This window comes from Acidovorax sp. GW458-11-26-14-TSB4 (genome assembly GCF_059423865.1).
In genome coordinates this window covers 20,039-40,700 of record NZ_JBWKYR010000030.1, presented here as the reverse complement: position 1 = coordinate 40,700, position 20,662 = coordinate 20,039, and the positions used below count along the sequence as shown (strand labels likewise).

The 20,662-nt window shown below is 68.0% G+C and carries 21 protein-coding genes; 6 read left to right on the top strand and 15 right to left on the bottom strand.

The window, feature by feature from the left end; translation table 11 throughout:
- Window positions 1-103: 103 nt before the first annotated feature.
- On the bottom strand, window positions 104-1,411 hold the full coding sequence (locus tag AC07X5_RS30005) for a UDP-N-acetylglucosamine 1-carboxyvinyltransferase (RefSeq protein WP_409959128.1): 1,308 nt from the start codon (window positions 1,409-1,411) through the stop codon (window positions 104-106).
- Window positions 1,412-1,576: 165 nt separating this feature from the next.
- Window positions 1,577-2,677: a tetratricopeptide repeat protein gene (locus AC07X5_RS30000; protein WP_494773112.1), complete on the bottom strand. Its 1,101-nt coding sequence runs from the start codon at window positions 2,675-2,677 to the stop codon at window positions 1,577-1,579.
- A 422-nt stretch (window positions 2,678-3,099) separates the two neighbouring features.
- On the opposite strand from AC07X5_RS30000, the gene AC07X5_RS29995 reads away from it, so the two are divergent.
- Window positions 3,100-3,705: a DUF2242 domain-containing protein gene (locus AC07X5_RS29995; protein WP_494773111.1), complete on the top strand. Its 606-nt coding sequence runs from the start codon at window positions 3,100-3,102 to the stop codon at window positions 3,703-3,705.
- A gap of 171 nt (window positions 3,706-3,876) precedes the next feature.
- On the opposite strand, the gene AC07X5_RS29990 is transcribed toward AC07X5_RS29995, so the two are convergent.
- From AC07X5_RS29990 to AC07X5_RS29975, 4 genes are all read right to left on the bottom strand, one after another.
- Complete coding sequence (locus AC07X5_RS29990) at window positions 3,877-4,698, bottom strand: amidohydrolase family protein (RefSeq protein WP_409959122.1); 822 nt, start codon at window positions 4,696-4,698, stop codon at window positions 3,877-3,879.
- A gap of 60 nt (window positions 4,699-4,758) precedes the next feature.
- The gene (locus tag AC07X5_RS29985; protein ID WP_494773110.1) at window positions 4,759-5,769 is read right to left on the bottom strand and encodes a tripartite tricarboxylate transporter substrate binding protein; all 1,011 of its coding nucleotides are present in this window, start codon (window positions 5,767-5,769) and stop codon (window positions 4,759-4,761) included.
- Window positions 5,770-5,812: 43 nt separating this feature from the next.
- Window positions 5,813-6,556, bottom strand: a complete 744-nt coding sequence (locus tag AC07X5_RS29980; RefSeq protein ID WP_494773109.1) for a GntR family transcriptional regulator — start codon at window positions 6,554-6,556, stop codon at window positions 5,813-5,815.
- A 99-nt stretch (window positions 6,557-6,655) separates the two neighbouring features.
- Window positions 6,656-7,204, bottom strand: coding sequence for a pseudouridine synthase (locus tag AC07X5_RS29975; protein ID WP_494773108.1), 549 nt, complete (start codon window positions 7,202-7,204; stop codon window positions 6,656-6,658).
- Between the two features lie 183 nt (window positions 7,205-7,387).
- Here AC07X5_RS29975 and AC07X5_RS29970 point away from each other — a divergent pair, with 183 nt between their 5' ends.
- Complete coding sequence (locus tag AC07X5_RS29970) at window positions 7,388-7,723, top strand: hypothetical protein (RefSeq protein WP_409959114.1); 336 nt, start codon at window positions 7,388-7,390, stop codon at window positions 7,721-7,723.
- Between the two features lie 3 nt (window positions 7,724-7,726).
- On the opposite strand, the gene AC07X5_RS29965 is transcribed toward AC07X5_RS29970, so the two are convergent.
- The 6 genes from AC07X5_RS29965 to AC07X5_RS29940 form a co-directional block, all read right to left on the bottom strand.
- Window positions 7,727-8,770, bottom strand: coding sequence for an extracellular solute-binding protein (locus AC07X5_RS29965; RefSeq protein ID WP_494773107.1), 1,044 nt, complete (start codon window positions 8,768-8,770; stop codon window positions 7,727-7,729).
- A 31-nt stretch (window positions 8,771-8,801) separates the two neighbouring features.
- Window positions 8,802-9,941, bottom strand: a complete 1,140-nt coding sequence (locus AC07X5_RS29960) for an alpha-hydroxy acid oxidase (protein WP_494773106.1) — start codon at window positions 9,939-9,941, stop codon at window positions 8,802-8,804.
- 11 nt (window positions 9,942-9,952) lie between these two features.
- Window positions 9,953-10,639 (bottom strand): Fe2+-dependent dioxygenase, encoded by a 687-nt coding sequence (locus AC07X5_RS29955; RefSeq protein WP_494773105.1) that lies wholly within the window; start codon window positions 10,637-10,639, stop codon window positions 9,953-9,955.
- 45 nt (window positions 10,640-10,684) lie between these two features.
- On the bottom strand, window positions 10,685-12,949 hold the full coding sequence (locus AC07X5_RS29950; RefSeq protein ID WP_494773104.1) for a TonB-dependent receptor: 2,265 nt from the start codon (window positions 12,947-12,949) through the stop codon (window positions 10,685-10,687).
- A gap of 509 nt (window positions 12,950-13,458) precedes the next feature.
- Window positions 13,459-13,701 (bottom strand): hypothetical protein, encoded by a 243-nt coding sequence (locus AC07X5_RS29945; RefSeq protein WP_494773103.1) that lies wholly within the window; start codon window positions 13,699-13,701, stop codon window positions 13,459-13,461.
- 29 nt (window positions 13,702-13,730) lie between these two features.
- Window positions 13,731-14,624, bottom strand: a complete 894-nt coding sequence (locus AC07X5_RS29940) for a peptidoglycan DD-metalloendopeptidase family protein (protein WP_409959104.1) — start codon at window positions 14,622-14,624, stop codon at window positions 13,731-13,733.
- Between the two features lie 138 nt (window positions 14,625-14,762).
- Between AC07X5_RS29940 and AC07X5_RS29935 the strand changes: the two genes are divergently transcribed.
- The 3 genes from AC07X5_RS29935 to AC07X5_RS29925 all read left to right on the top strand — a co-directional run bounded on the left by AC07X5_RS29935 (window position 14,763) and on the right by AC07X5_RS29925 (window position 18,470).
- On the top strand, window positions 14,763-16,046 hold the full coding sequence (locus AC07X5_RS29935) for a phospholipase D-like domain-containing protein (RefSeq protein ID WP_494773102.1): 1,284 nt from the start codon (window positions 14,763-14,765) through the stop codon (window positions 16,044-16,046).
- 110 nt (window positions 16,047-16,156) lie between these two features.
- On the top strand, window positions 16,157-17,254 hold the full coding sequence (locus AC07X5_RS29930; protein WP_494773101.1) for a hypothetical protein: 1,098 nt from the start codon (window positions 16,157-16,159) through the stop codon (window positions 17,252-17,254).
- A gap of 133 nt (window positions 17,255-17,387) precedes the next feature.
- Entirely contained in the window at window positions 17,388-18,470 is a 1,083-nt protein-coding gene (locus tag AC07X5_RS29925) for a hypothetical protein (RefSeq protein WP_494773100.1), read from the top strand.
- 44 nt (window positions 18,471-18,514) lie between these two features.
- On the opposite strand, the gene AC07X5_RS29920 is transcribed toward AC07X5_RS29925, so the two are convergent.
- Window positions 18,515-18,769, bottom strand: coding sequence for a hypothetical protein (locus AC07X5_RS29920; protein ID WP_409959096.1), 255 nt, complete (start codon window positions 18,767-18,769; stop codon window positions 18,515-18,517).
- A 200-nt stretch (window positions 18,770-18,969) separates the two neighbouring features.
- Between AC07X5_RS29920 and AC07X5_RS29915 the strand changes: the two genes are divergently transcribed.
- Window positions 18,970-19,752 carry a transporter substrate-binding domain-containing protein gene (locus tag AC07X5_RS29915; protein WP_494773099.1) on the top strand — a complete coding sequence of 261 codons (783 nt, stop codon included), beginning with the start codon at window positions 18,970-18,972 and terminating at the stop codon, window positions 19,750-19,752.
- Window positions 19,753-19,793: 41 nt separating this feature from the next.
- Here AC07X5_RS29915 and AC07X5_RS29910 read toward each other — a convergent pair whose 3' ends face one another.
- Complete coding sequence (locus AC07X5_RS29910; RefSeq protein WP_494773098.1) at window positions 19,794-20,114, bottom strand: DUF2322 family protein; 321 nt, start codon at window positions 20,112-20,114, stop codon at window positions 19,794-19,796.
- Between the two features lie 72 nt (window positions 20,115-20,186).
- Complete coding sequence (locus AC07X5_RS29905) at window positions 20,187-20,609, bottom strand: nuclear transport factor 2 family protein (protein ID WP_494773097.1); 423 nt, start codon at window positions 20,607-20,609, stop codon at window positions 20,187-20,189.
- Window positions 20,610-20,662: the final 53 nt, after the last annotated feature.

The window sequence follows — 20,662 nt, the reverse complement described above, 5'->3', positions numbered from 1 at the left end:
GCGCAAAGCGCAGCCATAGCCTGTGCTATGGCGAGTATTTGCAACGCCGCAGACCGCCCAAAGCGGGGCGCGCGGCGCGCGAGGGACTTGGTTTGGCGTTGCCCTAATCTTCGCTGGTCCACTCCACCTGTACGCCCAGGCTGCGCAGGTTCTCCACGAAGCGCGGGTGGGCGCGGCGGATGGGGGCGGCGTTGCGGATCTCCGAGCGCCCCTCGATGCTGGCCGCAACCATGAACAGGGCAATCGCCACGCGGATGATGTAGGGGCTCTCCACCAGTGCGGGGCTCAGAGGGTTGCCGCCGAAAGTGATGAGGCGGTGCGGGTCCGACGAGAACACGTGGGCGCCGAACTTGGAGAGTTCGCCGGTCCAGCCCAGCGCGCCGTCGTAGACCTTGTTCCAGAACATGCAGTTGCCCTGCGCGCGCACCCCGAGGGCGATGAAGATGGGCAGCAGGTCCACCGGGAAGTAGGGCCAGGGCGCGGCCTCGACCTTGGTCAGCACATTGCTCGTGAACGGTGTCTGCACCTTGAGCGGGCCGGGGCAGTGCGCGCGCGACCAGCCGTCCTCGTGTGTCACCACCACGCCGAACTTGGCGAAGGTGCGGTCGATCAGCGGGAAGTTGCCAGGCGCGCTGTTGCGCACGATCACGTCGCCGCCGGTGATCGCGCCCAGGGCCAGGAAGGTGGTGATCTCGTGGAAATCCTCGTCGAAGCGGAACTCGCCGCCGCCCAGCGCCGCGCCGCCCTGCACCGTGATGCGCGAGGTGCCGATGCCGTCGATGCGCGCGCCCAGCATCACCATGAAGCGGCAGAACTCCTGCACATGCGGCTCCGACGCCGCGTTGGTCAGCGTGGAGGTGCCGTTGGCCGCCACGGCGCAGAGCACGAAGTTCTCGGTGGTGGTGACGGAGGCGTAGTCGAGCCAGTGGTCCGTGGGCGTGAGCGCGCCCTGGTGGCTGCTGCGCACCAGCAGCGAGCCCTCGGCACGCTCCACGCTGCCGCCAAAGCGCTGGAAGACTTCCACATGCGGGTCGATCTCGCGCACGCCCAGGGTGCAGCCCTTGACGTTGTCTTCGAGCCGCGCCACGCCAAAGCGCGCCAGCAGCGGCGGGATGAGCATGATGGACGAGCGCATCTCCTCGGGCAGGCGGTGCTGTGCGGGGTCGAACACCGTGTGTTCATGGTGCAGGCTCAGGGTGCCCGTGGCCTGGTCCATCTGCACGCTGCTGCCCAGCATGCGGAAGATGTCGAGGATCTTGCGCACGTCGGTGATGTCGGGCACGCCATGCAGGCGCAGCGGCTCGCGCGTGAGCAGGGTGGCGCACAGCACCGGCAGCACGGCGTTCTTGTTGGCGGACGGGGTGATGCGGCCACGCAGGGGCGTACCGCCGTGGACGATGAGATTGGACATGGGGAGAGGGGCAGAAGAAGCGAAAAAGCAGGACGTGCAACGGGGTGCACGGCCAAGGCAAGGGCCTGCACTTTACCCTTGCCGCGCCCCGCTGCCTGTATCTGCCGGTAATCTGCCGCTCAGCAGGTCGGCTTTAGAGCCGGCACTCCAGAGCTCCGCCGGGGGTCAGAAGCCGAAGGGCTGCCCCGGCTTCCAGGCGTCGGCCAGGCGCTTGGCCTCGGCCACTTCCACGATGCTCATGCTGGGCGCCAGGCGGCGCATGGTGCCGGCCGCCCAGAAGGCGCCGCGGTTGGGCGGCACGAGCGTGTCGTCCTGCTGCTGCTCCTTGTGCGCGCGCTGCGCCAGGTCGAGCAGCATGTGGGCCGCCACGGGGCGGCGGCCCACGTTGTCCAGGCCGGTGGAGTAGAGCAGGCCCAGGCTGTACAGGCCCGAGGGGTCGCCCTGGCGCGCGGCGCGCTGGTACAGGTTCTCGGCCTGTTCGGCCTGCTGGGTCACGCCCAGGCCACGTTCATAGCTGTAGCCCAGTTGTACGCTGGCCAGGGCCAATCCTTCATTGGATGCCTTGGTCAGCCACTGGATGGCCTGCTCGGGGTCCTTGGCCACGCCGCGGCCATCGCGCAGCGTGGTGCCCAGCACCAGCATGGCGCGCAGGTCGCCCTTTTCCGCCAGGGCCTGCAGTTCCTTCACCGCCTCGGGCCCCTCGCTGCTGCGGCGGGCCTGTTTCTCCAGGGCTTGCATGCGCGCCTGCTGTTCCTGGGCGGCCTTCTGGGCCGCCACTTCGGCGGCGCGGGCATCGGCTTCGATCTTGGCGGCGCGCTCCTGGGCGCGGGCCTTGTCGGCCTGGACCTTCCAGCCCACCAGGCCCAGGACCAGCACCACGGCCAGGCCCAGGCCGATCCAGGTCGTGGGGAGCTCGCGCGAAGTCTTCTTGCGCGCCTTGGCCTTCTTCTTGGCCTCGGCTTCGGCGGCAGCCGCCTCTGCAGCGGCTGCGCGCGCCCGGGCGGCCTTGCCTATGTAGGGGGCGGGCGCCGGGGCCGGTGCTTCGGCGGCCTTGGGTTCTGCAGGCTTGGGGGGATCCACCTTGTCGTAGGCCACTTGGCAACTGGGGCACTGCCAGTCGGGTGCCGTGTCGCTGGACTGGCGGGTGTATTTGCAGCGGGCGCAGACGCGCCCTGTGGCGGCGGAGGGAGCCGCAGCGGCGGCGCCTTCCTTGTCGATGGGTTCCAGGGACAGCGAAAGCGATGGTGGTCCGGCTTTGGTGTTCACGTAGTTCGTCCTTCACCGCGCACGCTGGCGCGGTCCTCCCGGGCTCCTTGTTCAGCCCCTCCCATAGGGTGCCGCCGGCCCAATGGCGTGTAGTGTATTTGTAGTAATTGGTTTTTTGTATGTCGGGATGTGTAACTGTGCTGCTATGCAGCATCGCCCCGTGCCACTTGGGAAGGGATTTGTAACAATCACCACCAAACATCGCGGACAGCGGCTGGCTGGCTATCGAAATGAGAGCGGCATGGCATCATGTGGCATGGATAGTGCAGGCCAGCAGTCGCCTGGATACTGGAAATGAGCATGTCATCTCCTCAATGGGTTTCATTTCTAGAATGCCGGGAACCACCGGCCCGCCCTGGGTCTCACAGCGACACCCGCCTGCCGATGCCTGCCCTTTCGGAGTGCTGCCTTTGAATCCGCCGATGTCCCCGCGCCAGTCCCTTTGCCCCGCTTTGCCTTTGTTCTTCCGCTCGCTCCGCCCGCTGGCCCTGGTGCTGGCGGGTGCAGCAACGCTGTTCCTGACGGGCTGCGCAGCCCTGCCCAGCGGCCCGCAGGGCCCCCAGGCGCCGCAGGAGAAATTCGGCTCGCTGGCCACCTACTCGCGCCTGTTCGATGCCACCCCGGCACAGACCTGCGAGGCATCGCGCCGGGCGCTGCTCAGCCAGGGCTACATCATCAACACCAGCTCGGCCGAACTGGTGGAGGGCAAGAAGAACTTCCAGCCCGGCGCCGAGACGCATATGCAGATGGTGATCCGCGTGGTCTGCGTGCCCGAGTCGCCCACCGGCAAGATCAGCCTGGGCTTCGTCACCGCCATCCAGGACAGCTTTGCGCTGCGCAAGACCAACAACTCGGCCAGCCTGGGCGTGGGGGCCATCGGGTCCGTGTCGCTGCCGTTCTCGTCGAGCAGCGAGTCGCTGGTGCGCGTGGGCAGCGAGACCATCACCACGGACACCTTCTACGAAAGCTTCTTCGACCTGGTCAAGCGCTACCTGGTGATCGATGAGGCGGCCCAGGTGAATGAATAGGCCCCCCTGAGTCGCTTCGCGCCTTCCCCCGAGGGGGACGCCACCAGGGGCCTGGCAAAGCCAGTTCCACGGTGGCACTGGCCTGCCGTGTGCCCGTTGCTGCGGGCAGCCGACGGTACGTTGCATCCGGAAAGGCAATGCCGCATACCTCGCGAGATGCTGAGGGCCACGTCAGCTGTACAGCTTGGCCCCGGCATCGCGGATGCGCAGCGCCGCCTCGTGGCCCAGCGCGTTGACCACCGGCTCCCACACGCTGGCATAGCGCGGCAGCGCGTCGGGCGCGAACGAGGTGTGCGGCCAGTCCGAGCCCCAGACCAGGCGCTCGCCCATGTGTGCGGCCACGCGGGTGATGGCCGGGTGCAGCAGGCCGTAGGGCGCACTGGCCTGCAGCCGGTACCAGCCCGAGAGCTTGACCCAGGCGCCTTGCCCGGCCAGCTTGGCCAGGGCCTGCCAGGCGCGGTCGTCGGCCGGCAGCAGGCCGTGCAGGCCGGCCAGGTGGTCCAGCACGCAGGCCACGGGCGTGCCCTGGTGCAGGTGGACGATGGTGGCCAGGTCTTCGGGGCTGGCGTACCACTGCACGTGCCAGCCCCGCTCGGCCAGGCGCGGGGCCAGGGCCTTCATGGTCTCGGGGCCATTGCCCACGGGCGAGACGAGGTTGAAGCGCACGCCGCGCACGCCCAGCGCGTGCATGCGGTCGAGCTCGGCGTCGGGCACATCGCCGTCCAGCACCACAACGCCGCGGTGGCGGCCAGGGGACAGCGCCAGCGCATCGAGCAGCACGCGGTTGTCGGTGCCGTACACGCTGGGCTGCACCAGCACCAGATGGCCCACGCCATGCGCGGCGGCCAGCGCCTCGATGTCGGCCAGCGGCCGGTGCACGGGCTCGTAGTGCCCGGCCTGCGCCGGGGCGGCACGGTCAAAGACGTGCACATGGGTGTCCCAGCCCGAAGGCAGGGCAGGGGAGAGAGGGGTCAAAGCGGAAGAAAAAGCCATTTCGATCAACTGCGCATGCACAAAGCGTGCGCGCTTGGAACGCGAACACGCTCCTGGAGTTCACCCCACGGAAATCTTGCGCTCGCGCACCACCTTGGCCCATTGCTCCTGCTGCGCGGCGATGAACTTGCCGGCTGTCTGCTGCGAGGCATCGGCAAACACGTCGCCGCCAAGCTGGCGCACGCGGCCCAGCACCTCGGGGTCGGCCAGGGCCTTGCGCACTGCGGCCACCAGGGTGGCCTTGGTATCCGCCGCCATGCCGGCGGGCGCCAGCAGCGGATTCCATTCAAGCACCTCGTAGCCGGGCACGCCGGCCTCGGCCATGGTGGGCACCTCGGGCAGCGAGCGGGCACGCACCATGCTGGTCACCGCCAGCGGGCGCAGCTTGCCGGCCTGGATGTGGCCCAGCGACGAGGCCACGTTGGCAAAGAACAGCGGCACCTGCCCGCCCATCACATCGGTCATGGCCGGGCCGCCGCCGCGGTAGGGCACGTGCAGCAGCTGCACACCTGCGCGCCCCTCGAACATGGCGCCCGCCAGGTGCTGGGCCGAGCCATTGCCCGAGGAGGCATAGGTCAGCTCGCCCGGCCTGGCCTTGGCCAGTTGGAGCACGTCCTTGACCGACTTGGCCGCAAAGCCCGGCGTGCACACCAGCACGTTGGGAAAGGTCGCCAGCACCGCCAGCGGCGTGAAGGCCTTGGCACTGTCATAGGGCAGCTTGGGGAACAGCGGGGGGTTCACCGCGAAGGACGAGGCATCGAGCAGCAGCGTGCTGCCATCGGGCGTGGCACGTGCCACCTGGGTGGCGGCCAGTTGGCCGCTGGCGCCGGGCTTGTTCTCCACCACCACGCTCTGGCCCAGCGCGTCGGCAATGCGAGGCGCGACGATGCGCGCGATCAGGTCGGCGCCACCGCCGGCGGGGTAGCTCACCACCAGGGTGATCGGTCGGCCGCCGGCCACCGTGGCCGCATGGCCGGCCGCGAGCCAGGGCGCGGCCAGCGCGGCACCGGCGGCCTGCACCAGCAGGCGGCGGCGTGGGAGGGAGGCGGAGGATGGCGAAGAGGTCGTCATGTTGCGGGGCTCCTGCAGTGGTCCGAAAGAGAGGGGTGGAGGCTCAGGTCAGCGTGACGGAGTAGTGGAAGGCATGCGCATCGCCGCGTGTGGTGCGCCATTCCACACAGCGACCCGCAAGGTCGTAGGCATTGCGCTCCACCGCCACGCAGGGGTGGCCTGCCTGCAGGCGCAGCTGGGCGGCCTGCGCAGCGGTCAGCACGCCAAAACCGATCTGGTCCACCGCGCGGTGCACGTGCACGCCGCAGCGGCGCGCGAACATGGGGTAGAGCAGGTCGTCCCAGCCGCCCAGCTCGTCGTCGGCCAGCGGGGCGAACAGGTCCAGCGGCAGCCACATGTCTTCGAGCAGGCAGGGCTGGCTGGCCAAGAGGCGCAGGCGCAGCAGGCGCAGCACGGTCTCGCCCGGGCCCACGCCCAGGGCGCGCGCCACCACAGCGGTGGCCGGCACGCTCTGGCGCAGCAGGATGCGCGATTGCGGCACCTCGTTGCTGCCACCGCCAAAGCGGAAGAAGCGCAGCATGGAGCCGCCCGACAGGCCCTGGCGCACAAAGGTGCCTTTGCCGTGGATGCGCTCGATCAGCCCCTGCTCGACCAAGAGCTCCAGCGCGCGGCGCATGGTGCCCAGGGCCACCTGGTGCTCGGCGGCCAGCAGGTTCTCGGACGGCAGGGCGCTGCCCGGCGGCCACTCGCCCGCCACCACGCGGGCGCGCAAGGCGGCGGCCAGCGAGGCATAGCGGCGCATGCCGGGGGAAGTGTCGACCAGGGCCAGGTGCGGGGAAGCTTGCATGCTGAGAACTATAGTTCTCTAGAGGACTATGGAAATCCGGGATTACCCTGAATGGCGCGTCGGGGGCCCGTTGCGGGATTTCAGCGCCAGAAGAGGGCGCTACAGCACAGCCTGCTCGGCCCAGGTGCCGGGCGCCAGCCCATCGAGCGTGTAGGGCCCGATGGCGGCACGGACCAGCCGCAGGGTGGGAAAGCCCACCGCCGCCGTCATGCGCCGCACCTGGCGGTTGCGGCCCTCGCGGATGGCCAGCTCGATCCAGGCCGTGGGGATGGCCTTGCGCTCGCGGATGGGGGGTGTGCGCGCCCACACGGCCGGCGCAGGGTCGAGCAGGCGGGCGCGGGCCGGGCGGGTCGGCCCGTCATTGAGCTGCACGCCGTTGCGCAACTGCGCCAGGGCGTCTTCACCGGGCTGGCCCTCCACCTGCACCCAGTAGATCTTTTCCATCTTGAAGCGTGGGTCGGCGATGCGGGCCTGCAGCGGGCCATCGCTGGTCAGCAGCAGCAGGCCCTCGCTGTCGGCGTCAAGCCGCCCGGCCACGTACACGCCTGGCTGGTCGATGTAGTCCTTGAGGCCCTGCCACTTGCCCTCGGCGGTGAACTGGCTGAGCACGCCATAGGGTTTGTTGAAGCGGATCAGGCGCGGGGTCATGGGCTGTGGCAGGCGAAGTGAGCACCGAGCATAGCTGCCGCAGGCGGCCTTTCTGCCGGCCTGGCCGCAGTGCGGCGCTGCTGCTAAATGGTTCTTATTATCGTTATTGCGGTTTCCGTGAGACACTGGCGCCGCTGTCCGCCCATTCCGGGTGGCTCTGCCCCCTATCCTGCTGCCTAACCCATGACCGACAAGGACCTGCTGGCCATCATCGACCGGGCCGTTGACGAATTCAATGGCGACCTGGACGAACTCGAAAGCGCCATCGGCATGCTGGTGCTGGGCCGCCACTACGGCTGGCGCGTGATGCTGCTGATCCACAGCCCGAGCACGATCCGCAAGTACACCAAGATCCTGAACGTCCAAAGCCTGCGCGACGTGCTGCCCGAGGTGGGGGTCCTGGCCCATCGCTCCAAGGCATGGCGCCTGGTGGAAGGCACCAGGAACTTCTGGAAGGTGGTGCGCGGCCAGGTCAGTGGTGTGCGCAGCGCCCGGGTCGACAAAAGCCCGGGCGGCTGAGGATCAGGGGAAGCCCACGCGGTCCAGCATCTGCTGGACCTTGGTCACGTTGGCGCCCACGGCGCTGATCGGGATGGTCTCGCTCTTGAAGGGCTTGTTGCCCGTCATGGCCTTGAGGGCCGGGTTGTCGATGGCCAGGCCCTTGGCGGCCGGCCATTCGTTGTTGCCGTTGGCGAAGTAGTTCTGCGCATCGGCGCTGGCCAGGTATTCCAGGAACTTGATGGCGTTGTCGCGGTTCTTGGCATTCCTGGCGACCGCGCCGCCGGCGATGTTCAGGTGCGTGCCCCAGCTTTGCTGGTTGGGGAAGACCACGCCGACCTTGTTGGTGGCGGCCACGTCCTCGGGCTTGCCCGAGCGCATCATGCGCGCCAGGTAGTAGCTGTTGGTCACGCCGATCTCGCATTCGCCGGACGCCACGGCGTTGATCTGGTCGGTGTCGCCGCCCTTGGGCGGGCGTGCCAGGTTGGCCACCACGCCCTTGAGCCAGGCCTCTGCGGCGGCGTCGCCCAGGTGCTCGGCCACGGCGCCGAACAGGCTCAGGTTGTAGGGGTGCGAGCCCGAGCGGATGCACAGCTTGCCCTTGTTCTTCGGGTCGCCCAGCTTCTCGTAGGTGTCCACATCCTCGCGCTTGACCTTGATCTTGTTGTAGACGATCACGCGGGCACGCGTGGACAGGCCGAACCACGAAATACCGCCGTCGGCCGCCGGCGTGCTGCGCAGGTTGGCCGGGATGGCATCGCTCAATACCTTGGACTGGATGGGCTGGAACAGGCCATCCGCCTCGCCGCGGTACAGGCGGGCCGCGTCCACCAGCAGGATCACGTCGGCCGGAGAGGCCGTGCCCTCGGCCTTCAGGCGCGCCAGGATGCCGGCGTCGTCGGAGTCCACGCGGTTGATCTTGATGCCGGTGGCCTTGGTGAAGTTGTTGTACAGCGCCTCGTCCGTCGCGTAGTGGCGGGCCGAGTACAGGTTGAGCTCGCCCGTCTGCGCGAAGGCGGCCGAGGCCGCGAGCGCGGTGGCGAGCAGGATGCCGATGGTTTTCTTCATGGTGGAGCAGCTTTCTGGAGAAGGGGTGTGTTTATGGAGAAGGCGCAGGCGGCAGGCCCAGCAATTCGGGGGTGGCGTCGGCCAGGGTCTTGCAGCCGGTCAGTGCCATGGCGATTTCGAGTTCGTCACGCAGCAGGCGGATCACCTGGGCCACGCCGGCGGCACCGGCATTGGCCAGGCCCCACACGGCAGGGCGGCCCACCAGCACGGCCGAGGCGCCCAGCGCCATGGCCTTGAGCACGTCGGTGCCGCGGCGGATGCCGCCGTCCACCAGCACGGGCATGCCGCCCTGCACGGCCTGCACGATGCGCGGCAGCGCCACGGCCGTGGCGGGTGCGGTATCGAGCGTGCGACCGCCGTGGTTGGACACCACCAGCCCTGCCACCTGCAGGCTGGCGGCCTGGCGGGCGTCGGCAGGGTGCAGCACGCCCTTGAGCAGCACCGGCAGCCGGGTGATGGACTGCAGCCAGGCCACATCGTCCCAGGTGGGCGCCTGGTGCAGCAGGGCGTCGAACATCGCGCTCTGGCCGGGCTGCAGTGCCGGGCGCGGGGCCGGGGGCAACTGCGCCAGGTTCACCGCGCCCATGCCGGGCGGCAGCCGAAAGCCGGCGCGGCGCTCGCGGTCGCGTGCGCCGCTGGAGGGGGCGTCCACGGTGAGCACCAGGGCCTCGTAGCCTGCGGCCTCGGCCCGCTGCACCAGCGCGCGGTTGAAGCCCTGGTCGTGCTGCAGGTACAGCTGGAACCACAGCGGGCCCCGGCCCTCGTCGCTGAGTGCGGCCTGGGCCACGGCTTCCAGCGGCAGGGTGGACTGGGTGCTGAGCACCAGCCCGGCGCCCAGCGCGGCGGCCGCGTAGGCCGTGGCCAGTTCTCCATCGCCATGGGCCATGCGCTGGAAGGCCACGGGCGCCAGCAGCACGGGGTGCGCCAGCGTGCGGCCCAACAGTTCCACGCGCGTGTGGCCGCCTGCCAGGGGGCGCAGCACGCGCGGCCACAGGGGCAGCGCATCCCAGGCGCTGCGGTTGGCGCGCAGGCTGATCTCGTCGGCTGCACCGCCTGCGAAGTAGGCCCAGGCGTTGTCGTCCAGCAGGGTGCGCGCATGGCGCTCATGGTCGTCGAGCGAGACGATGTGCGCAGGCACCTGCTGCAGGGCGGGGGTGGGAGGGGTGGACATGCGTGCCCAGCCTACACGTCGGCCCACATGCGCAGCAGGTTGTGGTACGTGCCGGTCAGGCCCACGATGGCGCCCGATGCATCGCCCACGCTGCCGCGCAGCTGGGTGAGGTGCTGGTCCATGTCGAACAGCAGGCGGCGCTGCTCGTCGCTGCGCACCATGCTCTGCACCCAGAAGAAGCCGGCCAGGCGCTGGCCGCGCGTGACGGGCTCCACCCGGTGCACGCTGGTGCCGGGGTAGACCACCATGTCGCCGGCGGCGTACTTCACGCGCTGGGGGCCGTGGGTGTCTTCGATGACGAGCTCGCCGCCGTCATAGTCTTCGGGGGCGCTCAGGAACACGGTGCACGAGATGTCGGTGCGCACGCGCCCCTTGCCGTCGGGCAAAAAGCGCACGGCGCTGTCCACATGGTTGCCGAAGGCATTGGCCGCCCCGCCATAGCGGTTGAACATGGGGGGCGAAATGGTCTTGGGCAGGGCGGCCGAGAAGAACAGCGGGCTGCGTTCCAGCCCGCGCAGCAGCAGCTGGCGCAGGGCCTGCGCCGCCTCGCACTGCTCGGGCAGCTGCTCGTTGTTCTTGGCCTGCGCCGCCTGCGGCCCGGCCGAGGCCCGCCCGTCATGCCACGGCGCATCCCGAAGCAGTTCCTGGGCGCCCCGCAGTTCGTCGGCGTTCAGGAGGTTCGGGATGTGCAGCAGCATGGCGGGTGTCGGTGTCTCGGGTGGGGCCAATGGTAGGGCAGTCGCTCAGAAGCGCGTGCCTACGGTCACGCGGATGTTGCGCGGCTCGCCCAGCGTGACGAAGCCGGGGTACAGCTGGTCGCCGTAGCTGCGGTTGGTCGCGTTGGTGATGTTCAGCTTGGCATACAGGCTTTCGGTGAAGTTGTACTGCGCCATCAGGTCCAGGGCCACATAGCCTTGGGCGTACGCCGTGGCCGAGGCCGCACCGGTGGTGCCGCTCACGGGACGGTTCTCGCTCACGCCGCGCACGCCGCCGGCCACGCGCAGCTTGGTATTGGCCTGGTAACCCAGCCACACGCTGGCGCTGTGCTTGGGCGTCAGGCCCACGCGCTGGCCGATGGTGTTGGCTGCGGCGCTGCCCGTCTTGTCGATGGTGGCCACGGGGATCCAGGTGTACGACGCATAGATGTCCCACTGCGGGTTGATGCGGCCGACCACGTCCAGCTCGACGCCGGCGGCGTGGCGCTTGCCGTTGAGCAGGTAAGCGGTGCCGGCAAAGTCGGCATCGGTGGTGCGCTCGTTGTACTTCTCGGTGCGGAAGATCGCGCCGCGCGTGGACAGGTTGCCGCCCAGCCAGTCCAGCTTGGCGCCGAGCTCGAAGTTGCGGCTCTTTTCCGCGTCGGTGTTGGCGGTCTGCTGCGTGGTGAAGCGGTACGTGTCGGCCGAGGTGTTGAACGAGGTGCTGTACGAGAAGTGGTAGGAGGCCGTGTCGCTCGGCTGGAACAGCACGCCCACACGCTGGCTCCACAGCGAGTTGTAGCGCAGGCGCGTGGTCTCGTGGGTGATCACGTTGTTGGCGTAGGCGTCACGCTCGGGCGTGGAGCTCACGCGGTCCCAGCGCAGGCCGCCCAAGAGCTTCCAGTGCGGGGCGATCTGCACCAGGTCCTGCACATAGGCGCCCACCGAGGTGGAGTCGTAGTTCTGGTCGTAGCGGTACGAGGGCGACAAGGCGGTGGTGCGGCCGTCGTCCGGCGTGCCCACCGTGGTGTTGCCCTTGTTGTAGTTGGTGCCGGGCTGGCCCAGGGCCACGTTGAAGAAGGCCTTTTCCTGGCTGGCGTCGATGCCGGCCATCAGCTCGTGCTTCATGCCGCCCCAGTTGGCCTTGGTGGTGTAGTTGGTCTGGGCGTACACGCCTTCGTGCGTGTCGGCGCGCGGGCTCAGGCCGGCGCTGGTCAGGAGGGTGCTGCCGTTCAGGTTGGCCCAGGTGGTGGCGGCGCCGCCCGTGGTGCCGTAGCCTGCCGTGGTGCCCCACTGCGAGCGGTCGAAGGTGCCGGCGCGCAGCTGGGTGGTCAGCTCGCTGCCGTCGTCGAAGCGGTGGATCCACGAGGCCATGGCGTAGGTGGCCTTGCCGCGCAGGTAGTCGCTCTGCGTGCCGTAGAAGTTCTTGGGGTTGATCAGCGTGGGGGCCGTGCCCTGCAGGTAGCGCAGGTTGGCCCATGGCACGTTGTCCGAATTCAGGTGGAACAGGCCGACCGAGAACTCGTTGCGCGTGCCCACGCCAACGCTCACGGTGGGGGCGATGCCGTACTTGTCGATCTTGGCACCGTGGTTGTCGCCCTTGGTGTGCATCAGGTTCAGGCGGAAGGCCGCGTCTTCACCCAGCAGCTTGTTCAGGTCGGCCGTGGTGCGCAGCACGCTGTCGGTGCCGTAGGTGGCTTCCAGCTCATACTGGTCCAAGAGCAGCGGCTTCTTGTTGACCTGGTTGACCACGCCGCCGGTGGAGCCCCGGCCGAACAGCATGGAGGCCGAGCCGCGCAGCACTTCGATGCGGTCGTAGTTGAAGGTGTCGCGCTCGTACTGCGAGGGGTCCTTCATGCCGTCGATCATCAGGTCGCCCACGGTGGACACGGAAAACCCGCGCAGGCGGATGTCCTGGTCCGTGCCGTTCTCGGTGGCCGCGAAGGTGATGCCCGAGGTGTAGTGCAGGGCCTGCTTGAGGGTATCGAGCTTGGCCTCGTCCATCAGGCGCTCGGTCATCACCGTCAGCGACTGGGGAATGTCGCGGATGTCCTGCGTGCCCTTGCCGATCTGGGTCTTCTTGGTCTGCAACTGGTCCTTGGACTGCACTTCGGCGGCTTCCTTGACCGTCACCGTGCCCATGGTGGCCTCGGGCGTGGCGGTCTGCGCCCAGCTGCTGACCGAGGCGGCCAGCATCAGCGCGCCCAGGGGCAGCAAAGCCTTGTCGCTGGCCGGTGCGATGGCAGCCGTTGCGGGGCGGGACGGTTGTTGCGGGCGCAGTTTGCTGCCCCGCTTTGCGGGTTGTTTTGCCAAAGTGGCCTCCAGATGGATAAGAAAAACGGTGTGACGGGCAAGACGCCAGTGGCTGGCAGGGCGCGCATTCGGGTGGCTGGCCAGGCGCTGTCTACCCAAGAATGTTACATTGGATAACTATGTGCCCCAAGCCGCTGCGATGCATCAACGCAACATCTTCGGCGGTTAACGTGGTGCCAAATGTGCTCTTTGCACAACTTCATGGAAAGAGCAGGAGATGCCGGAACGCGTTGTGGCGCGCCTGCACCTGCCCTTGGTGTGGCTGGGTAAGCGATAAGGGTAGTGCAACTGATTTGCAATCAGGGGTAAATGTAATGAGAAGCAAGTAGGTGTGTCAAGTACAACTGCTCCGTATTCGCATTCACATACTGCCAATGCAACGGGATTGGAACAGCCTGCCCGCCGCTGGGCAGGCGTGGTGGCTGCAAGGACTACCGTGTGCGCAAGCCCGCGCCGCGCATGTGCGGGTCGGCCGGCTGGGTTGGAGAAACGAGGGGCGCGGCGGGCGCTCAGTCGCTGCTGCCGCCCGTGACCGCCTTCACCCCGGCGGCGCCCACGTCCACCGTGGCGCCCACCACCTTGGCCCCCACCTTCACGGTGGTGGCCGCCACGCTCACGGCGGCATCGGCCACGGTGACCACGGCGCAGCCTGTGCACAGGAGTGCCACGGCAGCGGATGCCATGGCCAGGCGCGCAGCGGCCCGGGCCGATGGGGCAGGTTTGGCCTGCCGGGCTGGATGGGGGTGTTTCATGCGGGTGCTCTGGCAGGCGTGCGCCGCCATCATGCGGCGGGAACAAAGAGGGCGGGGTCCACCATGGTGCGGTTGAGCATCACGCCCCAGTGCAGGTGCGGGCCCGTCACGCGGCCGGTGGCGCCCACGGCGCCCAGGCGCTGGCCGGTGGCCAGCACATCGCCCACCTTCACGTCGATGGCGCTCAGGTGGCACACCATGGACAGCAGGCCCAGGCCGTGGTCCAGCCACACCGTGCCGCCGTTGAAGAAGTACTCGCCGGTGTCGATCACGCGCGCCGGCAGCGGCGACAGGATGGGCGTGCCCGTGGGGGCGGCGATGTCCATGCCGCTGTGCGGATTGCGCGCCTGGCCATTGAACACCCGGCGCAGCCCGAACGAGCTGGAGCGCCGCCCCGGCACCGGCACGCGCATGCGCAGCGAATCGAGCGCCTTGCCGGCGGGCTGCTCGGTGAAAGTGGCCATCACCAGGGCCTGGTGGTCGCGCTCGCGCTCATAGCGGGCCTGGTCCTCGGGCGACAGGTCCACCGTGCGCGGCGATACGGTGAGGTGCTGCTCCTTGTACTTCTTGGGCGCCACGGTGTAGGGCAACTGCCGCGCTGCGCCACCACCGGCCGGCTGCAGGGTGGCGTGTGCGGGCCCGGGCGTGGCGGACAGCGGGATGCCCACCACGGCCGTCCATTCGATGGCATCGCCCACCACCAGCACGGGCAGCGGCTCGCCCTTGGCCCCGGGGGTGTGCACCACCGGCCGCGTTGCCGCCGGCCCCAGCGACAGGCGGGCCACGCCGCCCGGCACCTGCAGTGCCTGCGGCCATACCGTGGGGGCGGCAGCTGTGGTGGCCTGTGCCTTGGCGTGCGCACCCGGCGCATGCAGGGCCAGCAGGCTGCCGCCAGCGGCGAGCAGGGCAGTGCGCCGGGACATCAACGGTGCAACGGTGGGGAGGGAGGCGTGAAGGGCGTGGTGGTGCATGGCGCAAGCAGACAACAGGCGCCATTGTGCCGCGTCATCTGGGGAATTCGGCCTACATGGGGTCCTCGGGGGCTCTCCAACAATCGCGCCATGCCCAAACCCGGTCGCACCGTGCGCATCGCGCTCCTCACCTTCGTGGCCACGGCCGCCCTCGTGCTTTTCGCACTCAATTTCACGGCTGGCGAGAAAAAGATCCAGCACCAGTTGCCGCGCCTGTACAGCAGTGCCAGCCCGCAGTTCGAACGGGCCATGGGCAGCCTGCTGGGCCCGGGCATCCTGGGCGGCAACGAGGTCAAGGAGCTGATCAACGGCGACCAGATCTTTCCGCCCATGCTCGCGGCCATCCGCTCGGCGCAAAAGAGCGTGGCCTTCGAGACCTACATCTACTGGTCCGGTGACATCGGCAAGCAGTTCGCCGATGCCCTGGCCGAGCGCGCCCGCGCGGGCGTGCCAGTGCATGTGCTGCTCGACTGGGTGGGCAGTGCCAAGATGGAAGAAAGCTACCTCACCGAGATGCGGGAGGCCGGCGTGCTGGTCGAGAAGTTCCACAAGCCGCACTGGTACAACCTGGCGCGCATGAACAACCGCACCCACCGCAAGCTGCTTGTGGTGGATGGGCAGGTGGGCTTCACCGGCGGCGTGGGCATCGCGCCCGAGTGGACCGGCAATGCCCAGGACCCCGACCACTGGCGCGACTCGCACTACCAGGTGCGTGGCCCCGCGGTGGCGCAGATGCAGGCCACCTTCCTGGACAACTGGCTCAAGGTCACGGGCAAGGTGGTGCATGGGGATGCGTATTTCCCGCCCATTGCACCGCAGGGCAACCAGCGCGCGCAGATGTTCTCGAGCTCGCCGTCGAGCGGCAGTGAGAGCATGCAGCTCATGTACCACATGGCCATCACCGCGGCCGAGCGCAGCCTGGACCTGTCGGTGGCCTACTTCGTGCCCGACGACCTCACGCGCCAGCTCATGCTCGATGCCTTGAAGCGCGGTGTGCGCATCCGCCTCATCACACCCGGCCCGTACACCGACACCGAGACCGTGAAAGCCGCCTCGCGCGCCACTTGGGGCCCGCTGCTGGCGGCCGGTGCCGAGATCTACGAGTACCAGCCCAGCATGTACCACTGCAAGGTCATGATCGTGGACCAGCGCATGGTGTCGGTGGGCTCCACCAATTTCGACAACCGGTCTTTCCGCTTGAACGACGAGGCCAACCTCAATGTCTACGACTCGGCATTCGCCGAGCGCCAGACGCGCGTGTTCGAGGAGGACCTGGCAAAGTCCCGGCGCGTGACCTACGAGGAGTGGCGGAAGAGGCCGCTCAGGGAAAAGCTCGCTGAGCGGATGGCGGCGTTGCTGGAGTCTCAGTTGTAGACGGCGCTTTACCGTTCACAGCTGGTTACTTTGCGGGTCGCCGTAGCGCGTTTGCAGCCCGTTGCGCATTCCTACAATCCCACCATCACAAATGGAGGGAAAGGGATTCCATGGCGCAGCGGCGAAGCATTCTGGCGGGCATATCGGCATCCATCGTCGCGGGCGCCATTCCGGGCATGGCAGCGGCGGCTGCGCAGGCCGCCACCGCCGGCAGGGCTGGCATCCATCCCTGGGCCCGTGTCGGCGACACGGTGGCCGCCGATGTGTTGGTCGATGGCAAGGTGGTCGCGAGGCTCGACCACAAGGTCCAGGTGGAAGGCCTTCCCAGGCGCCCGGCGCTGGTGTTCTCCCTGCCTGCAGGCATCAAGCGCATAGGGCTCAAGGGCGACGCGACGCTGCAGGGCAAGGCCGTGCCGTTCGACAGGACCTGGACGGTGCGCGACATCGGCCCCTTGTCGGCACCTCTGTACGACCAGGGCAAGCCCTGGATCGAGCGCATCCGCGGCCTGGAAAAAAGCTTGGAGCTTGCGGTCAGTGTCAAGGCAGGCGATGGCGGAGCCAGGAAGAAGCCCGCCAAGGCCGCTTTCGCAGACCTCGAGAAACAGCTGGGGGTGTCGCTGCCCCCGCTGGTGAAGGTTCTGGGCGACTGGCGGATCGAAGTCAACGACTCCTATTTCCTGTCGGCCGCTGCGATGTGCACGGTCACCGACCTGCTGCTGGGGCCCGAGTGGGGCTACGAGCGCAAAGGGCCCGACGGGATCGATACCATCCTGTCTGCCGCGGTGCGCGCCCGCTACGACCGCAGTCTGGCCGTGTTCGTCGAGGTCGGCGATGGCCTGGGCGCATTCGCGTGGGACCCTGCGGGCGCCACGCCCGGTGAACCGCTGGGCCCCTGGGGCGATGGCGGCAACCCCGGGGCCAGGCCCGGAGTACCGGGCGAAGGGGTGTGGTACTGGCTGCACCAGGACCACCTCGACAGGCCGCGGCTGCTGCTGGACGACGACTACCGACCCAGGACCACGGAAGCCGCGCTGACCCACGTGTTCCAGCGTTTCGCGGTGACGGAAGTGGATTCGCCCGAGGCCGACAACGAAGTGGTGGTGGACAGCGCCAACCCGCGCCCCAACCTGTTGCAGTTGCACTTCGAGGACGGCAGGCGCCCGCGCCTGTGGCTGCGCAGCTACGACTACAACTACAGCATGTATTGAGGACGGGTTCGGCAGGCGCAGCGCAGCTGCGGCAGGCATTCAGATGACCGACGAAAGTACCGGGGGAGAAATGGATTTCATGGCACAGCAACAGCAACAGCCTGGGCCACAGCGGCGGCACGTTCTCGCGGGCATGTCGGCCTGGTTGGCGACCGCCATGGCCGGTGCGCACGGCGGGCAGGCCTTTGCCGCAGAGGGCGACGCCGTCCCCGTGGGCACCCCGGGCAAGGCCGGTATCCATCCTTCGATCGAGCCGGGCGACCGCGTGGCGGCCGACGTGTTCGTCGACGGCAAGGCGGTGGGCAAGTTCGATCACCAGGCCACGGCGGACGGAATCGCCCGATCCCCGGTGCTGGTGTTCCCGCTGCCCGTGGGTCTCAAGCGTGTGCGATTGCGGGGCAAGGCCACGCTGGAGGGCAAGTCCCGCAGCTTCGACACCACCTGGAAGGTGCGCGACCTGGGGCCCATCCTGGGTCCTCTGTACGACCAGGGCAGGCCCTGGATCGAGCGCGTGCGCGGCGTGGCGGCCAAGGCGGAGTTCATCACCGTCACGCCGGGCGATGGCGGCGCCAGGAAGAAGCCTGCCAGGGCGGCCTTTGCCGATCTGGAAAAAAGCCTGGGCGTGCCCTTGCCCCCGCTCGTGAAGGTGCTGGGGGACTGGCAGATACAGCTCGGCGACTCCGGCTTCCAGTCCGCGGCAGACATGGCCAAGGTCACCGACATGCTGCTGCGCGACTGGGACTACCAGCGCACGGGCCCTCGCGGCCTGGACAAGATCCTGCCGCGTGCCGTGCGGGCCCGCTACGACCGCAGTGTGAGCATCTACATCGAAGTGGGCGACGGGCTGGGCGCGCTCGCCTGGGACCCGGCGGGTGTCACCCCGGGCGAGTTGCCCAACAGCTGGTACGGCAAGGGCCAATCCGGCGCCCAGCCCGGCCCGGCGGGCGAGGGGGTGTGGTTCTGGATGCACCAGGAGCAACTGCACAAGCCCGTGCTGCTGCTGGACGAGGAGCACCGCCCCCGGCGCACCGAATCCGTGCTGAATGCGGTGTTCCAGAGCTTTGTGTTCCTGACACCGTCGGAATCCGAGGCGGACGATGAGCTCGTGGTGGACACGGCCAACCCGCGCCCCAACCTGCTGCAACTGGGCTTCGACACCACTGGCCAGCCGGATCTCTCGCTGCGCAGCTACGACTACCAGTACGGGCTGTATTGAGGGGGCGCTGCGGTGCGTGCCTCCGCACGGCCGCTCGGCAGATCTCAGTGCTTCACGAATTCGTAGGTCACGGCCTCGCTGTCCACCATGTCCAGCACTTCGTGCAGCGCGTCTTCGTCGTCGGTGCTGCTCCACAGCTCTTCGGGGTCGGTGGCGAACAGCGGCTCGATGGCGATGTCCATGTAGCGGCCGTCGGGCAGGCTCAGCACGGGCGTGCCCTCGGAGGTTTCGACCAGCTCCCAGTCTTCGGGGACGGACATTTCGAGTTCGATGGTGACCTTGAGTTTCTTGTTGGCCATGGGAGTGTTCCTGTTGGATATGGGCAATAAATGGATGTGGTCAGGGTAACCGCATTCGGTCCGGTCCGAGTGACGGCGCATGCGTACCTGCAATGTCCTCGTTGTCTGCAGTATCCTTTTGTTGCGAATCGCCCGCGCAGACGGTGGCGGTCGCGCGCAGCCTTGATCCCTTTACCCCCAATCCTTCGGAGTGCCCTCACATGATCGCCAAGAAAGCCCTCGCCATGGCCGCAGCCGCCGTGGTCGCCACCCTTGCCCTGAGCAACGCCGCCCAGGCCGGCCCGCGCCTGGACAAGATCATGGAGAGCAAGGTGCTGCGCGTAGGCACGCCGGGCGACTACCGCCCCTTCGCCATCAAGACCGACGCCGGCCTGTCGGGCCACGATATCGACGTGATCGAAGCCATGGCCAAGGAACTGGGCGTGAAGATCGAGTACGTGCAGACCTCCTGGCCCAAGCTCATGGCGGATCTGCAGTCCGACCAGTTCGACATTGCCGTGGGCGGCATCACGCGCAACGTGGCGCGCATCCGTTTGATCGAGATGCTGCCGGGCTACGCGCCCTTCGGCAAGGTGGCCCTGGTGCGCTCGGCCGACAAGGCCAAGTACACCACCGTGGACGATTTGAACAAGCCCAACGTGCGTGTGATCAAGAACCCGGGCGGCACCAACGAGACCTATGTGCTGCAGAACCTCAAGGCCGCCCAAGTGAGCACGCACGAGAAGAACGCCGAGATCCCGGCACTGATCGCCGAAGGCAAGGGCGACGTGATGATCACCGAGACCTACGAAGCCCTGGTCTACAGCAAGGCCGACCCGCGTTTGCACGCCGCCTTCATCGACGCGCCGCTCACGCCCAAGAGCTACCTGGGCTTCATGCTGCCCAAGGACGATGCGGACTACACGCGCGTGATGAACTTCGTGTGGGGCCAGATCGACAGCCGGGGCATCCTGAAGGGTGCCTCCGACAAGTGGCTGAAGTAAGCCGCTGATGACTGGGCCGGCTTTGGCCCGGAGCGGGGCTATCAGGCCTGCGCTATCACGTGCGCGCGGTAGCTTTCGCTGCCCTCGGCCCAGCCCAGCAGGCGGTCGATGTTGGGGTGCTTGCCCGGGAAGGCCTTGGCATCGGCCACATGCTCGGCATACCACTCCAGGCCCAGGGCAGCCGCCTTGGGCGTGATGCTGCCGCCATACAGCGCAGCCAGCGCGGCATACACCACCAGCGAGCCGGTCTGGCCGGGCTTGTTCTCGATGGTGGCGAGCACCTGGCCATCTGCGCCCAGCAGTTGCAGCGAGGCGAGATGGGAGGCGGAGGGCAGTTGCTGGAGGCGGGCGGCGAAATTCATGAGGAAATCGGTACGGTTTGATGGAAGAGAACCGCCGATCTTAGAACCTCTGCGCCCCATCCATTCCTGCCATCAGTGCTTGGTCGGCAACTTCATCGAATCATCGACCGGCGTCTCGGTGTGCATCACGCACTGCCAGCGTCCGTCAGCGTGTATCCAGGTGGAGCTGTCGTGCATCACCTGTTCGGTAGCCTTGGCCTTGTCGCCGCGCGGCGCCACACCCTGCTTCACGCGGTAGGTCAGGATGCCCATGGCATCGGTCGGAAACTCCACCTGCATGTCGCTGAACTCGAAAGCGGTGACTACCATCGGGCCTTCCTTGGCCATCTTGCCGTACATGGCGCGGTCGAACTTGAGCGCGCCGTGGCTGCTGACCATCATCGCGGGCTCGGCCAGCAGCTCGGTGGCAGCGCCGATGTTCTCGTCGACCATGGCTTGCCAGAATTGGGTTTCCAGATCGATGAGTGTCTGGCGGGGTGCGGTTGTCGTGGGCATGGGGACCTCCGTTGTTGCACGAACAAGGGTCCATGGTGCCGCTGGCGGGCCCG

Bases quoted from the DNA above. Each gene is read 5' to 3' on its own strand.
- AC07X5_RS30005 (WP_409959128.1), bottom strand. From the start codon at position 1,411: ATGTCCAATCTCATCGTCCACGGCGGTACGCCCCTGCGTGGCCGCATC.
- AC07X5_RS29995 (WP_494773111.1), top strand. From the start codon at position 3,100: ATGTCCCCGCGCCAGTCCCTTTGCCCCGCTTTGCCTTTGTTCTTCCGC.
- AC07X5_RS29990 (WP_409959122.1), bottom strand. From the start codon at position 4,698: ATGGCTTTTTCTTCCGCTTTGACCCCTCTCTCCCCTGCCCTGCCTTCG.
- AC07X5_RS29985 (WP_494773110.1), bottom strand. From the start codon at position 5,769: ATGACGACCTCTTCGCCATCCTCCGCCTCCCTCCCACGCCGCCGCCTG.
- AC07X5_RS29980 (WP_494773109.1), bottom strand. From the start codon at position 6,556: ATGCAAGCTTCCCCGCACCTGGCCCTGGTCGACACTTCCCCCGGCATG.
- AC07X5_RS29975 (WP_494773108.1), bottom strand. From the start codon at position 7,204: ATGACCCCGCGCCTGATCCGCTTCAACAAACCCTATGGCGTGCTCAGC.
- AC07X5_RS29970 (WP_409959114.1), top strand. From the start codon at position 7,388: ATGACCGACAAGGACCTGCTGGCCATCATCGACCGGGCCGTTGACGAA.
- AC07X5_RS29965 (WP_494773107.1), bottom strand. From the start codon at position 8,770: ATGAAGAAAACCATCGGCATCCTGCTCGCCACCGCGCTCGCGGCCTCG.
- AC07X5_RS29960 (WP_494773106.1), bottom strand. From the start codon at position 9,941: ATGTCCACCCCTCCCACCCCCGCCCTGCAGCAGGTGCCTGCGCACATC.
- AC07X5_RS29955 (WP_494773105.1), bottom strand. From the start codon at position 10,639: ATGCTGCTGCACATCCCGAACCTCCTGAACGCCGACGAACTGCGGGGC.
- AC07X5_RS29945 (WP_494773103.1), bottom strand. From the start codon at position 13,701: ATGAAACACCCCCATCCAGCCCGGCAGGCCAAACCTGCCCCATCGGCC.
- AC07X5_RS29940 (WP_409959104.1), bottom strand. From the start codon at position 14,624: ATGTCCCGGCGCACTGCCCTGCTCGCCGCTGGCGGCAGCCTGCTGGCC.
- AC07X5_RS29935 (WP_494773102.1), top strand. From the start codon at position 14,763: ATGCCCAAACCCGGTCGCACCGTGCGCATCGCGCTCCTCACCTTCGTG.
- AC07X5_RS29930 (WP_494773101.1), top strand. From the start codon at position 16,157: ATGGCGCAGCGGCGAAGCATTCTGGCGGGCATATCGGCATCCATCGTC.
- AC07X5_RS29925 (WP_494773100.1), top strand. From the start codon at position 17,388: ATGTCGGCCTGGTTGGCGACCGCCATGGCCGGTGCGCACGGCGGGCAG.
- AC07X5_RS29920 (WP_409959096.1), bottom strand. From the start codon at position 18,769: ATGGCCAACAAGAAACTCAAGGTCACCATCGAACTCGAAATGTCCGTC.
- AC07X5_RS29915 (WP_494773099.1), top strand. From the start codon at position 18,970: ATGATCGCCAAGAAAGCCCTCGCCATGGCCGCAGCCGCCGTGGTCGCC.
- AC07X5_RS29910 (WP_494773098.1), bottom strand. From the start codon at position 20,114: ATGAATTTCGCCGCCCGCCTCCAGCAACTGCCCTCCGCCTCCCATCTC.
- AC07X5_RS29905 (WP_494773097.1), bottom strand. From the start codon at position 20,609: ATGCCCACGACAACCGCACCCCGCCAGACACTCATCGATCTGGAAACC.